This is a genomic window from Paenibacillus rhizoryzae (genome assembly GCF_059686995.1).
On sequence record NZ_JCAALT010000004.1, the window covers coordinates 187745 to 200931 of the forward strand.

Genomic DNA, 13187 nt, shown 5'->3' on the forward strand with positions numbered 1-13187 from the left:
CGATGATGAAGGAAGAGTCTATTTCCTACAGGCAATTGCTATTCCTCGTGCTGTTCATGCAGGTAGGCACGCGCGTCTTGTCTTTGCCCTTCGCGGAAGCGAAATATGCAGGCACACTCGGGTGGGCGGCTGTACTGCTCGGGGGACTCGTGGCCCAATTGGGTATTGTATTGATCTGGTTGCTCGCCAAAAAACATGCTACCCAAAATCTATTTCAATACGTTCACATGCTGACAGGGAAGTTCATAGGCGGCGTATTATCCCTCCTATTCGCAGTCTATTATATTTACTCGGCTCTAATCGTCACCATTATTTACTTGGAGATCGTAAACCGATGGGTGCTGCCAAAGACTCCATGGTGGACGCTGCTGCTCTTGTTTTTCTTTCTTTGCGGATATGCCGCCACTTCTTCTTTGCGTGTGCTTACATTTATCAGCTATTCGCTCGTATACATTCTTGTTGCGGGCTATGTATTAATCATATATAGCAGCTTTACGAATCTCGAATTTCGCAATCTCTTGCCCCTCCATCACGGCGGAGGAACTTCATTCGTCTACGGAGTGTTGCAAGGGTTTTCGGCTTGCCTGGGCTACGACCTGCTGCTCTTTGCTTTTCCACTCGTCAAGAGCACAAGTCCCAAGAAGCTTCTTGGCGTCATGACTTTGGCAAACGGGATGACGACGCTGATTTATTTTACAGTCGTCATCGCTTGCACCTTAAATTTCACTACGGAACAAATGAGCCTAATTCCGGAACCAATCGTCTTCATCATTAAACAAATCGAATGGGATGTCGTGCAAAGTCTGGACATCGTATTTATTACAATGTGGTGGACAATCATTTCCGCAACTGTCTACGTTTATTTGCATTTGGCTGCCAAAGGCCTCAGCTATATCGGCAAACCTGCCGGGAGCAGCCATATTCGTTGGGTATGGATATGCACGGGATTCTGTTTTGCAATCGGATGCTGCTTGTCTAAACAAAGCGTTATCTCCACTCTGGCAGGCGTTCCCTACAATATCTACAGCCTCATCTGCGTCGCAGGCATCCCACTCCTACTGCTCCTATTTCCAAAAAAGATTAACGTCAAGGCGGGATAAGACATGAAAAAGATCTGCGGGGTTATCGTACTGTTTCTTACGTTGTGTGGTTGTTGGGATAATACTGCAATCAATAACCTTCAAATGATCGATGTTGTAGGCTTAGACAAGGTGGAGAATAATAAATTAACCAATATTAGCCTTGCGATTTCGTTTTTAAACGAAGCTCATCAAGGAGGAGGGAAGCCACAGAAAGAAATAATCTCCGTAAAAGGTGCAAACTTGTCCGATGCCAAAGAGCACGCCGATCTCTCTACGGCCGGGGAATTGACCTTTAATCAAAGTCGATTATATATTCTGAGCAAAGCGTATGCATCCACTAATCCTGCGAATGAAATGAATGTTCTTGGACGAATCTCAACATTTCCGCTTACCTCAAGCGTCGCTGTCTATGACGGTAACGTATCCGAACTCCTCACAAAAGGCAGGATTCAAGGAAAGACGGTCGCGAATTACTTGGTCGTCATGCTCAAAGAAGCGGAAGAATCCAATTTCATACCGAAAAAAACCTTGCTTCGTTTCATTCTAGATAAACCGGATCCATTCGTTGATGTCGCTTTACCTTTAATTCGATCAGAGAAAGACAAGATTTTCATAGACGGCTTGGCTTTATTTCGGGAGGGCAAATATTCCGGCGTTGATCTTTCGATGGATCAAACCAAATTGGCTTTATTTATGAGGAATGGACACCGAACCGGCGTTTACCTCATATTCGATATCGACAAATCTCCCATTCAATTCTGGGTGAAGGATGTCAAACGAGACATCCACGTCAGTATTAAGGGTGATAAAGTGACTGAAGTAACGCTTCCTAGTGAGATTCGAGCGGTCTTATTGGATACGAAAACAACCGATAAGGCATTAACGGAGAAGGATCTGAAAGAACTGGAAAAAGAACTGACAGCTGAAGTCAATAAACAAGCACTTAAAACGATTTTAAACATGCAAAAGGCGAATTGCGACTTCTTGGGCCTCGCTCGCGAACTCCATGCTTACCACTATAAGCAATGGAGCCGAATGGATTGGCGCAAAGAGTACCCGCTGCTTCCGATTCATCCACAGATCAAGATCACTTTATTGAACTCAGGCGTTATGCTCTGACGATATAGTCCTGCTTTGATGAACTAAAAAACAAATAGATGTCCATACTATACAGGAAGAATATGAAAAAGATCCTTTTGAGGAAGTGAACGTCCATTGACGACGAAATCGGTATCCAATGAAAAAACGGAACGCGAAGGTAACGCCCTGTTTCTAACCATGAAAATTGCCGCTTGGTTAGCGCTAATTATTGGTGTGGTGTTGTGTCTCATCAATTATGAAGATTTTAGCGACAATAATAAGTCATTAATGACTGGCATCGGCTTCTTGGTCGGCAGTGTGTTCATCTATACGATTGGTACGGCAATCAGCCTGGTGCAAAAACGAAAGGCCGAATCCGAATAAGTAACATCATATGGATCCGAATTAGAGGCTGCTTCCTTCAAATGGGAGCAGCCCTTTTTGTATGGATAAGACTAACAGCAGAAGCCGCTGTAATATTGATCCGCATTCCGGGGAAAATTAAGTTAATCCAAGGTGATGTTTAGGAGATGAGGAACTAATGAATATTTCAAAGCTCATGCGGCTGTTATCTACAAGCGGCGTCTTGGCAAGCACCATCCTGTTTACATCGAGTTGCAAATCGATGATTGTCTTCGATCCGAAAGGGCCGATCGGCCACCAACAGCGCGACCTTATCTACTTCACAGTGCTGCTTTGCCTCATCATATTGGTTCCGGTGCTCATCATTACGGCCTGGATCGTATGGCGCTACCGCGACAAGAAAGGCAACAATGCGCCATACCAGCCGATATGGTCTCACAGTACCAAACTGGAAATCATCTGGTGGAGCATTCCCATCCTTGTCATTCTGATCTTGGCCATTGTGACTGTACACTACACCTACGCGCTGGATCCGGCTAAACCGATCACGTCCGACAAGAAGCCTGTCACGATCCAGGTAACATCGCTGGACTGGAAATGGCTGTTCCAGTATCCGGATCAAGGTATCGCCACGGTCAACCATCTCGTTATTCCCGAGCAGACGCCCATTAAGTTTGAGCTTACCTCAGACGGCCCAATGAATTCGTTCTGGGTGCCACAGCTTGGGGGGATGATTTACACCATGTCCGGCATGGCAACTACGCTATACCTTCAAGCCGATGAACCCGGTAACTATATGGGCACTGGAGCAAATTTCACAGGCCGCGATTTCGCGAGAATGGGCTTTACTGCTAAAGCTATTCCGCAGAAGGATTTCGATCAATGGGTGGCAGAAGCGAAAGCTAGCGGGAATGCATTATCCGAAGAGGGCTATCAAACGCTTGCGCAGCCAGGCACTTCTGGCCCGTTGACGTTCGCTTCCATCCCGTCCGGCTTATTCGAGCGAATCGTCCATGTCTACTCCATGAGCCGCGGCACACCTCCGGGCTATACCCAGAAGGCACAAACACTCAGCGGAGAAAAAGCAGCCGAGCATACGGAAGGCGGCCAGCTGCCGCCTGGAAATAACGCGCAAAAGGATAACCCGAATTTAGGCAGCTTCGGCTCTGGGCATTCCTACCCTAAATTGGACAACAAACCTATGAAGCATATGAATCATGGCAAATGAGAGGAGAGGCTTCCGTGATGGACCAAATTAAAGATTTCGTCTCGTGGTTCTTTGTCACAGGCGATCCGTTGATTTACGGGGCGGATGTGGCGATCGCGCTGACGACGGTGGCTATCATCTTCGTGCTTAGCTATTTTGGCAAATGGGGCTGGCTGTGGAGGGAATGGCTGACGACCGTCGATCATAAGCGCGTCGGGATTATGTACATCATCGCTTCGCTGCTTATGCTGTTCCGCGGCGGCGTCGATGCGCTGATGATGCGGACGCAGCTTGCTTTTCCCGAAATGAAATTTTTATCGCCGGAACACTATAACGAGGTGTTCACCACACATGGCGTCATTATGATCCTGTTCATGGCGATGCCGCTCATGTTCGGCTTATTCAACATCGCCGTGCCGCTGCAACTCGGTGCCCGTGACGTCGCATTTCCGTTCCTGAACTCGCTAAGTTTCTGGCTGTTCTTCTTCGGCGCGATGCTGTTCAATATGTCATTCGTGATCGGCGGCTCGCCGAATGCCGGCTGGCTGTCGTATCCGCCGCTCTCGGAGATGACGGGCAGTCCCGGGGTAGGGGAAGACTTCTACATCTGGGGCATTCAAATTTCCGGAATCGGTTCCCTGATGACGGGCATTAACTTCATTGTTACCATTGTCAAAATGCGTGCTCCCGGCATGACATGGTCTAGAGTTCCGATCTTTACATGGTCTGTCCTTTCAAGCTGCATTGCGATTATTGTCGCATTCCCTGTGCTGACGGTAACGCTGGCGCTGCTGTTCCTGGACCGCTTCTTAGGTGCGCACTTCTTCACGATGGACGGCGGCGGCAATGCCATGATGTTCGTCAACCTGATCTGGATGTGGGGCCATCCGGAGGTATACATTGTCGTTCTGCCGGCCTTCGGCGTTTTCTCCGAAGTGGTGGCGGCCTTCTCGAGGAAACGCTTGTTTGGTTATGGATCCATGGTGTTTGCAATGATGAGCATAAGTCTGATGGCGTATTTCACATGGCTCCATCACTTCTTCACGATGGGTTCGGGAGCGAGCGTCAACATCTTCTTTGCCATATCAACGATGATCATCGCGATTCCCACAGGCGTGAAAATATTCAACTGGCTGTTCACCATGTTCCGCGGGCGAATCTCGTTTGCAACGCCGATGCTCTGGACGATCGCGTTCATCCCCTGCTTCGTCGTTGGCGGCATGACCGGCGTGATGCTCTCGGTAGCGCCTGCGGATTTCCAGTTTCATAACAGCTATTTCCTCATTGCCCACTTCCATCAAGTACTCATCGGCGGGGTAGCTTTCGGTTACTTTGCGGGCTTGTATTACTGGTGGCCGAAGATGTTCGGCTTCAAGCTGAACGAACCCATCGGCAAGTGGGCGTTCTGGATATGGAACATTGGTTTCTATGTATGTTTCATGCCTCAGTACGTGGTCGGACTTGACGGCATGACTCGACGGCTCAATTCATACGACTGGGATACCGGCTGGTGGGCGCTCAATTTCACATCGACCATCGGCGGTTTCCTGATGGGTCTTGGCTTCCTGTTCCAGGTATGGCAGATCGCGCACAGCATCAAGTTCATGGAGAAGGACACAACCGGCGATCCGTGGGGAGCCCGTACACTGGAATGGTCCATTCCATCGCCGGCACCGCTCTATAACTTCGCGACTACACCTCTCGTTACGGACAGAGATGATTGGTGGGAGGAGAAAGAGCGCATCGCCGCAGGGAAAGCGCCTAAGAAAAAGCCGGCTCTTGAGCCCATTCATATGCCGAAAAATTCACCGATCCCTTTTATACAATCCATCTGCTGGTTTACAGTCGGCTTTGGCCTTGTTTTTCACTGGCTCTGGATCGCGATTCCCGGTTTCATCGGCATTGCGCTGACAATGCTGGCTCATTCGTTCAACTACGATACCGATTACTATATCCCTGTCGATGAAATCAAGCGCACCGAAGCCAATGCAAGGGGGAGTATCTAATGGCGCACGCTCATGCGCATGAAGGCGGCCATGAAGGCCATCACGATCTGGAAGAGCTCCGTAAATTCGGCTTCTGGATCTTCTTGATCACCGACTGTATCTTGTTCGCGACGCTGTTTGCCACCTTTCTCGTCCTTCATGAGAATACGGCAGGCGGTCCGGGGGCCAAAGAAATCTTCGAGATGCCCGGCGTCATCGCCGAAACGTTCATCCTTCTGACAAGCAGCTTCACAAGCGGTCTGGCTGTGCTGGCAATGAATGCGGGCAGCAAGAAAGGACTGATAGGCTGGCTTGTGGTAACCATCTTGCTCGGTGCCTGCTTTATTGGCATGGAAGTGACTGAATTTCTGAAGCTCATCCATGAGGGCCATACGATTCATTCCAGCGCGTTTCTGTCAGGCTTCTTCACGCTTGTTGGTACGCACGGGCTGCACGTCTCGCTGGGCGTCTGCTGGATCACTTCGTTGATTATCCAGTTAACACAGCATGGCATTACACCGGTGACCCAGCGCAAAGTACATATCACAAGCCTGTATTGGCACTTTCTAGATGCCGTATGGATCTTTGTATTCACGTTCGTTTACTTGATGGGAGTGATGTAAATTGGCGCATAACAATGCTATCGGACATGGAGATCACGGTCACCATGGCTCGCTCAAGGAGTATGTGATCGGTTTCGCGCTCTCGATCATCCTGACGATCATCCCGATTCTGGCCGTCATGAACGGCTGGTTCGGGAAAACCTCAACGATCGTTGTCCTGCTGGTCACGGCGGTATTGCAATTCGCGGTGCAGTTGCTATTCTTCATGCACTTGCGCGAAGAAAATGGACCGCGTTATAACCTCATAACGCTTATTCTCGGCTTGATCATCGTCGTGGTCGTCATATACGGTTCCGTATGGATTATGGATCATAACAAAATGTATTAGACGCGGAAGAGCCGATGCCTCCCCATCACTTTTTTGGATTCATATTCGAGCACAAACGGCTAGACTAAGTGACTTCGTAAAAAAATGAGCCGCTAAAAGCGGCTCATTATATCCTTCTTGCTATATTCGCTTCCATTTAGAAAGTCTTTGCTATTTCACGCGCTTTTCGAATCGTCTTATCTATTATCGTCTTCGCTTGATCGGAGGCTGAAGCCGTGCCCTCCACGAAGATTCCTTCCAAGGTCGGAACGCCAAGAAATTTCATGATCACGTTCAGGTGGCGATGCCCCATTTCGAATGCGGCAAAGTCCGATCCAGGCGACAATACGCTTCCGCTGGCTTGGATATGAACCGCTTTTTTACCATTCATTAATCCAACCGGACCTTTGCCTGCCACATACTGAAACGTTTTCCCAGCTACGCAGATGGAATCGATATAAGCCTTCAACACGGGCGGAAACGAAAAGTTCCATATCGGATTCACGAAAACATATTTATCTACATCCACAAATTGATCAACGAGCTCGTTCAGGCGATCGATTTTGGTTTGTTCCGCAGCGGATAATGGCTTTCCTTCCCCCGCTTTCTTCCAACCGTTCATGACATCGGCATCGATCTCCGGAATGTTCGATTTATAAAGATCCAGGTGTATCACTTCATCGTTCGGATTTGCTTTTCGGTAAGTCTCTATAAATGCAGCACCGACGGACATGCTATATGAAGTATCTTGATTTTTGGGATGAGCTGTTATATACAACACTTTTTCTTTACGGCCATCGCCGTTATTAGAGCTGAATATTTTTTTGAGAAGTTGGATCACGTTAACTGGACTCCTTCAATACTTAGAATGTTTTTGCCAGCTTCCAAGCTTGTTGAATGGCATTTTCTTTAATTTGGCGAGCTTGGTCCGCCGCAGCAGCCATACCTTCTACGAAGATAGCTTCAAAGCTCGGAACACCGATGAATTTCATAATCACGTCCAAATGACGATGGCCGATTTCAAAATCAGCATAATCGGAACCTGGGGATAATACGCTTCCGCTAGCTTGAATGTGGATGGCTTTTTTGTTGTCTAGAAGGCCGACAGGACCTTTATCGGTATAATTAAACGTTTTTCCGGCAACGCAGATCGAGTCAATATATGCTTTCAGCACCGGAGGGTACGAGAAGTTCCACGTCGGATTCACGAATACATACTTGTCTGCTTCTACGAATTGATCCACCAACTCGCCGAGTCGAGCGACTTTCGTTTGTTCCTCGCTCGTTAATTGATCGAATGCCGTTCCGGACCCCAGTTTCTCCCAGGCGCTAAATACGTCAGCATCGATGCGCGGGATATCCATCTTAAACAGGTCAAGATGCACGATATCGTCGCTCGGGTTAGCCGCCGCATAGGCTTCGAGAAATTGTTTACCAACCGCCAAGCTATACGAGGCTTCGGTTTCATTCGGATGTGCGGTGATATACAAAACAGTGGACATAATCATAATCCTTCTTTCGTTTTTTATTCGGAATTTATCCGTTTACGTCTATTCCTAATAAACGTATATTTCTTTTTATTAAGCTTCTTACTTTTTGTATGTTACTATAAATTAAATATAACCGTCAATGACAATTTATGCCTTGTCGCAGTCGCGTCATGCTGCAATTACGATCAAAGTCGGATTAATTTAACACAACAAAAAACGGATCGGCTGGACGCCGTCCGTTTCATTTGTTCATTTCCAATCGTACATCACTAAAATCCGTAAACCCGGCAAAAAAACGATTCAATTAATCCAGCAACCGTGAAGCTTGCTTCTTCGAGGACAAAGTGCCCTCCGCACAACGGCACGAGCTCGACACAGATTAGCTCCCGTTCGAGCGCATACGCCCCTGCCAAAGTGAAAATAAAATCATTTTTGCCCCAGGCAATCAAGGTGGGAGGCTGATAAATCCGCAAATACTGCTGCCATTTCGGATATTGTTCCACATTTTTTCGGTAATCGTAGCCCAGTGCCAACTGAATGGCGGCATTTCCCGGCCGATCCAGGAAAAGCTGGTCCATCGTATACCCGTCCGAACTAATTAGAAAAGGATTACATGCGCCAAAGGTATATTGCTTCTTCGTGAACTCCTTATCGACAAGCGTGGCAAACGCTGCCTTGTTCTCGGGGCTCGGATCGGCCCAAAGTGCCTTGAACAAATCAAATGGTTGTCCTAGCCCTATAGCATGTGCAACTGCGTTCTGGATTACGAAACCGAGTACCCGCTCCGGATGGCGTACGGCGAGTCTGAAACCGATAGGGCCGCCGTAGTCATGGCAATACAGAATATAGCGAGGAATGCAAAGTCCATGAATCAATTGTTCGATAACCAAGGAAAGATGCTCGAACGTATATGAGAATTCAACCACCGACGGCATACTACTGTATCCGTAACCGGGATAGTCCGGTGCAATGACATAGTAACGATCAGCCAATAGCGGTATCAAATCCCGAAACATGTGGGAAGAACTCGGAAATCCATGAAGAAGAATAATAGCCGGGTTCCGCGGATTCCCTGCTTCGCGAAAGAAGACTTCCAGCCCTTCGATGTTCATTTTCTTATACCGCACAGCCAAGGACATCTGCAGTTCACCATCCTTGCAAGGTTCAACCGTCTTACTATCCTTATGAAACCGGCAGCGTTCGTATGTATGCTCAAGTCAAAGTTAATCCGAGGTTCCAGTTAGTCAGCAGGTATAAATTCTTTGATTTTCTGTGCAAGTACATCAAGTGCAAGATCTTGAAGATAATGTCCGCAGTCGTCCATTAACACATACTTGCTATTCGCTATTTTTGAAAGATAAGAGATTTGGAACCCTTGCCATTGTTCTTTAGTATAACCAAGACCAATCCCGTCACCATTCGATATGAAAAACAAAACTGGTAGCTGTGGCGGTGGCTGCGACGTACGGCGGTTTTTTTTACTTTATTCAATCCTGCCGATACTCGAGAATATCTCCAGGTTGGCAATCGAGTGCTTTGCAGACCGCTTCGAGTGTTGAGATTCGAATGGCTTTCGCTTTTCCGTTTTTAAGTATCGACAGGTTCGCCATTGTAATGCCGACTTTCTCCGATAGCTCAGTAACGCTCATTTTCCGCTTTGCAAGCATGACGTCAATGTTAACCACTATCATACGGTCAACTCCTGTTCTTCTTTGAGCTCGATCGCGTTTTTGAGCAGTTTCTCAAGAACTGCGGCAAATACTGCGATAACGACTGGCGCACAGGTTATAAATAACCCGATGACCATGACGCCTGGTGCCTCTGCGCCGTCAGCTACAAAGTAGAAAAGCGGGAGATTACATGCAAACATGAGCGATACGACAACCGCCGCTCGCTTTATTTTCTTAAGCGCTAAAACAGAGGTTTGCGAAAAAGCGGTATTTGTATCGATGTACCTGAGAAGCTTAAATGCCTGAAGTAGCGTAAATGAATACGCAATAGACGCCACATATGCAGCCAAAGCGGAAAGATAAACTTTAATATCCGGGAAATCCGGCATCATACTATGCGCCATCGCGGGGAGTCCATAAAAACACATCACTAATGCAGGAATTGCCATAACAACCAGAACAACTTTTAAAAAGAGCGTCTCTTTTTTCATCTATTTCACCTCATTTTTGATTTTATCACTTCATTTATCGTTTTACAATAAAAATGTATTGATTCCTTCGCTTGAGTCCAACAAGTTATTTATAAAGAAAAAGCCATTCGGTTTATTTGTTTCTCCTTCAAATTTGATCCGAAATACGGTCATATTTATGAATCAACTAATTGAAGTTATTCGCGAAAATGATTAAACGAAACTGCCCATTACTTCAACAAATGAAAAGGAGCTACCGTGTAGCAAGCCCCTCAATAAAGACAGATAAATAAAAAACAGACCCAAAAATTGAGTCTGTTTACTTCACTGCTGACGATAGCCTATCTACGTTTAGGTCCTGCTGTGTTGCTAGCGCCTTTATCTGAAGGTCAGTTCTCTCCGATTGAGTCCTGACATCCTAATTATTTCCAGTCCATTGGCTCTGTATACGAATTCAAATCTCAACGAAATGGCTGTACGCAGAAAGTAGCCGGTTATCAAACCTGCGCGGTATGCGGCGTTGACGGCGCATGCGTACCATGCGCTTCCGTCTACATCGGAGAATACTTGCTTCCGCTCATCCGAATCCAGCCCGAGCATCCTTGTCAGCATCCGCAGCTTCGCCTTAGAGTGAAGTAATCATGCACGTTTCGCCCGCTACCAGCGCGATCGAGAATATCTCGTTCCTGCTGCAATGAACCTCTTGACCGCTAGAGCCAATTCGCAACATCAGCCTTTCTCCAGCGAAACTATTCTGTACGCGGAAGATTCCTTCGCGTTCGGCACGAAGTTCGACATATTCAAGCTTGTCTGCATGAAGCCTAGCCGAAACAAGCACGCCCATCTCGCCGCGAAAATCGCGGAATTCGACGCTTCGCTTTGCCCAATCGCGAGGAATAGCTGGAAATGCGCGAATCGTTTCTCCGTCCGTATGCAAAAGCATTTCCTGCAGTGCACTAACGGCAGCGAAGTTGCCTTCCAGTGTAAAGGGACGATAATGAAACATGCAGACGCCTGCTCGCTTGTAGTCCCCGTTCAGATGAAAACCGTTCGGCGAGCATGTATGCTGCCACATTTGCCGAAGATGATAAATCGCCGCTTCTCCGTTGCCTTGCCGCGCATAGAAAGCAGCTGCCCAAGCAAAGCTGTAGCCCACCCATTGACCTTTGCCGAGACGCTCTAGGTTCGCAATCGTTGCATCGGTGATTTTGCGATCACGCTCAGACCCTCGATGGTCAAGCAGCTGCAGCGGATAAATCGCCATCATGTGCGAGTGGTGCCGATGGCTTTCTTGAAGCGATTCTTTCGGATTCAGCATCAGCACATTACGCTCATTAACGGCAAGCTCTGGAAGACCCGCTAGCACGTTCGCCCATCTATCGGCATCAGCTTCATGATCAAGCCAATCAGCCATATCCTTCAATCGACGGAACAAGTAAATCAGAAGCGCAAGGTCGTAGTTGCTCATGGGATCAAACCAAGCCTCAAGCAAATTGTCGTGAACCTCGGGCGAGCTCGATACCGGCAGACGCAGCTTGCCGTCTTCGCCAGGTACTAGCCATCGCTGCACGCAGTCAGCGGTTTCCTTGAAATAGACATAAGCTTTATCGCGCAGAAAATCACGGTCTCCTGTATACAGCCAGTAATGATCGAACGCCTGGCACACCCAGATGACATTCGTAATACTCATGGCGTACATGGGCCAACCGCCCATTGCTCCGCCAGTAAGCGTCATGACCGAAGGCAGGTTGAGACCCGGGGCATCGAAGAAGCTTTGCGCGAACCGATGGCCCTGAGGCCGCAGATCCCACAAGAAATCGATAAAGCTTTCTCCTTCTTCCAGGTGGTTCGCCTTCAAATAGTGCCAGTAACAAAGCTCTGTATTCAAGTCGTGATGATAATCGCCTTTCCACGGCGGCAGAAGCCCTTCATCCGCCGTCCATACGCCTTGCAGCGGCATCGGCGGCGCCCCTTTGCGCGAGCATGAAGCAAATAAATAGTTATTCAAATACCACTGCTTCTCCGCTTCTGCGTCCGGCAGCGAGATAGAGCTCTTCGCCCAATAACGCCCCCACCAAGCACCATGCTCGCGGAACGCATGATCGAATCCATCAATACTCGCGTCCGTTACTTTACGCTTGGCATTCTCTAACCAATTCTCTCCGTCATGATTGGCCGTTATCGCATAAACCCATTCTCGCGTACCGTCATCGCTCTTCCGCTGCGCAACGACAATTGCATATTCCAGCTCATGGCACGTCCGCTGATAGAACCATTGCAAGCTGCCTTCCGAGTGTTTAGCCGCGGCCGGGTACTCCAGCCGAGTAAGGCTTGTAGCAAAGACGGGGTCGTTGCTTTCTTCCTGAAACGCTCCCGTGTAATCCGGAGGCAGAACTTCCAAAAGTCCATCTGTTTCCGCAGCCCCGGTCATTCTGATATAACCGAGTCCGTTCAAGGCGTGCAGAAAGCTGGATACACCAACAATCTGATCGCCGAACGTAAGCTGGACATGCGCGCAAGCTTCTTCTAAGGCCAGATGACTCCTCATCTTGTCAGCGTGCTTACTGAAGCACAGTTCCAGACTGCCCGCTGGCAATTTCGTCGGGTAAGGATAAGTCTCATAGAAGCTGTCGAACCGGTTAAGAAGCGACTCTTGATCACCGCGGCGCACGCAATCGATCATTTCCGCATAGGTGAACCCGTTATCCAGCGCCTCAGGTGCCAGCCGTAAATCCCAAATATCGCCGCGGTCCAAGCTGAATCGGAGCGGCTTCCCATTTCCCCATAAGAGGCAACCGGTCAATCCGTTGCCTAGAGGCAGCGCCTCATCCCATCTGGCGATTGGTTGATCAACTATCAAGTCATGCTTGCTCATCGCTTCTGCCCCCCGGTATGAATAAACCATCCCCC

General features: G+C 48.2%; 14 protein-coding genes. 7 read left to right on the top strand and 7 right to left on the bottom strand.

The features are described 5' to 3' along the window. Window positions 1–2: 2 nt before the first annotated feature. The 7 genes from AC6ESO_RS13435 to cyoD all read left to right on the top strand — a co-directional run bounded on the left by AC6ESO_RS13435 (window position 3) and on the right by cyoD (window position 6668). The gene (locus AC6ESO_RS13435) at window positions 3–1100 is read left to right on the top strand and encodes a GerAB/ArcD/ProY family transporter (protein WP_497091777.1); all 1098 of its coding nucleotides are present in this window, start codon (window positions 3–5) and stop codon (window positions 1098–1100) included. A gap of 3 nt (window positions 1101–1103) precedes the next feature. Continuing rightward, entirely contained in the window at window positions 1104–2201 is a 1098-nt protein-coding gene (locus AC6ESO_RS13440) for a Ger(x)C family spore germination protein (protein WP_497091778.1), read from the top strand. Window positions 2202–2297: 96 nt separating this feature from the next. Next, window positions 2298–2546 carry a hypothetical protein gene (locus AC6ESO_RS13445; RefSeq protein WP_494820541.1) on the top strand — a complete coding sequence of 83 codons (249 nt, stop codon included), beginning with the start codon at window positions 2298–2300 and terminating at the stop codon, window positions 2544–2546. Window positions 2547–2703: 157 nt separating this feature from the next. After that, window positions 2704–3753, top strand: coding sequence for a ubiquinol oxidase subunit II (gene cyoA / locus AC6ESO_RS13450; RefSeq protein ID WP_497091779.1), 1050 nt, complete (start codon window positions 2704–2706; stop codon window positions 3751–3753). A 17-nt stretch (window positions 3754–3770) separates the two neighbouring features. After that, window positions 3771–5738 (top strand): cbb3-type cytochrome c oxidase subunit I, encoded by a 1968-nt coding sequence (locus AC6ESO_RS13455; protein ID WP_497091780.1) that lies wholly within the window; start codon window positions 3771–3773, stop codon window positions 5736–5738. Then, the gene (gene cyoC / locus AC6ESO_RS13460) at window positions 5738–6340 is read left to right on the top strand and encodes a cytochrome o ubiquinol oxidase subunit III (RefSeq protein WP_497091781.1); all 603 of its coding nucleotides are present in this window, start codon (window positions 5738–5740) and stop codon (window positions 6338–6340) included. The genes AC6ESO_RS13455 and cyoC overlap by 1 nt, the downstream gene beginning before the upstream one ends. Window position 6341: 1 nt before the next feature. Beyond that, window positions 6342–6668: a cytochrome o ubiquinol oxidase subunit IV gene (gene cyoD, locus AC6ESO_RS13465; RefSeq protein WP_494820545.1), complete on the top strand. Its 327-nt coding sequence runs from the start codon at window positions 6342–6344 to the stop codon at window positions 6666–6668. 136 nt (window positions 6669–6804) lie between these two features. Here cyoD and AC6ESO_RS13470 read toward each other — a convergent pair whose 3' ends face one another. The 7 genes from AC6ESO_RS13470 to AC6ESO_RS13500 all read right to left on the bottom strand — a co-directional run bounded on the left by AC6ESO_RS13470 (window position 6805) and on the right by AC6ESO_RS13500 (window position 13152). Then, complete coding sequence (locus tag AC6ESO_RS13470; RefSeq protein ID WP_497091782.1) at window positions 6805–7488, bottom strand: NAD(P)H-dependent oxidoreductase; 684 nt, start codon at window positions 7486–7488, stop codon at window positions 6805–6807. A 22-nt stretch (window positions 7489–7510) separates the two neighbouring features. Further along, window positions 7511–8149: an NAD(P)H-dependent oxidoreductase gene (locus AC6ESO_RS13475; protein ID WP_497091783.1), complete on the bottom strand. Its 639-nt coding sequence runs from the start codon at window positions 8147–8149 to the stop codon at window positions 7511–7513. Between the two features lie 257 nt (window positions 8150–8406). Beyond that, window positions 8407–9276 carry an alpha/beta fold hydrolase gene (locus AC6ESO_RS13480; RefSeq protein WP_497091784.1) on the bottom strand — a complete coding sequence of 290 codons (870 nt, stop codon included), beginning with the start codon at window positions 9274–9276 and terminating at the stop codon, window positions 8407–8409. 348 nt (window positions 9277–9624) lie between these two features. Beyond that, the gene (locus AC6ESO_RS13485) at window positions 9625–9828 is read right to left on the bottom strand and encodes a helix-turn-helix domain-containing protein (RefSeq protein ID WP_497091785.1); all 204 of its coding nucleotides are present in this window, start codon (window positions 9826–9828) and stop codon (window positions 9625–9627) included. Further along, complete coding sequence (locus AC6ESO_RS13490; RefSeq protein ID WP_495461811.1) at window positions 9825–10298, bottom strand: DUF2975 domain-containing protein; 474 nt, start codon at window positions 10296–10298, stop codon at window positions 9825–9827. Before AC6ESO_RS13490 ends, AC6ESO_RS13485 begins: the two co-directional genes overlap by 4 nt. 357 nt (window positions 10299–10655) lie before the next feature. Further along, window positions 10656–10889 carry an S-layer homology domain-containing protein gene (locus AC6ESO_RS13495; RefSeq protein ID WP_497091786.1) on the bottom strand — a complete coding sequence of 78 codons (234 nt, stop codon included), beginning with the start codon at window positions 10887–10889 and terminating at the stop codon, window positions 10656–10658. Between the two features lie 13 nt (window positions 10890–10902). Continuing rightward, window positions 10903–13152, bottom strand: coding sequence for a glycosyl hydrolase family 95 catalytic domain-containing protein (locus tag AC6ESO_RS13500; protein ID WP_497091787.1), 2250 nt, complete (start codon window positions 13150–13152; stop codon window positions 10903–10905). Between the last annotated feature and the right edge of the window lie 35 nt (window positions 13153–13187).

What these genes read in the sequence shown, in the direction of transcription:
- AC6ESO_RS13435 (WP_497091777.1), top strand. Translation starts at nt 3, where the DNA reads ATGATGAAGGAAGAGTCTATTTCCTACAGGCAATTGCTATTCCTCGTG.
- AC6ESO_RS13440 (WP_497091778.1), top strand. Translation starts at nt 1,104, where the DNA reads ATGAAAAAGATCTGCGGGGTTATCGTACTGTTTCTTACGTTGTGTGGT.
- cyoA (WP_497091779.1), top strand. Translation starts at nt 2,704, where the DNA reads ATGAATATTTCAAAGCTCATGCGGCTGTTATCTACAAGCGGCGTCTTG.
- AC6ESO_RS13455 (WP_497091780.1), top strand. Translation starts at nt 3,771, where the DNA reads ATGGACCAAATTAAAGATTTCGTCTCGTGGTTCTTTGTCACAGGCGAT.
- cyoC (WP_497091781.1), top strand. Translation starts at nt 5,738, where the DNA reads ATGGCGCACGCTCATGCGCATGAAGGCGGCCATGAAGGCCATCACGAT.
- AC6ESO_RS13475 (WP_497091783.1), bottom strand. Translation starts at nt 8,149, where the DNA reads ATGTCCACTGTTTTGTATATCACCGCACATCCGAATGAAACCGAAGCC.
- AC6ESO_RS13480 (WP_497091784.1), bottom strand. Translation starts at nt 9,276, where the DNA reads ATGTCCTTGGCTGTGCGGTATAAGAAAATGAACATCGAAGGGCTGGAA.
- AC6ESO_RS13485 (WP_497091785.1), bottom strand. Translation starts at nt 9,828, where the DNA reads ATGATAGTGGTTAACATTGACGTCATGCTTGCAAAGCGGAAAATGAGC.
- AC6ESO_RS13490 (WP_495461811.1), bottom strand. Translation starts at nt 10,298, where the DNA reads ATGAAAAAAGAGACGCTCTTTTTAAAAGTTGTTCTGGTTGTTATGGCA.
- AC6ESO_RS13495 (WP_497091786.1), bottom strand. Translation starts at nt 10,889, where the DNA reads ATGCTGACAAGGATGCTCGGGCTGGATTCGGATGAGCGGAAGCAAGTA.
- AC6ESO_RS13500 (WP_497091787.1), bottom strand. Translation starts at nt 13,152, where the DNA reads ATGAGCAAGCATGACTTGATAGTTGATCAACCAATCGCCAGATGGGAT.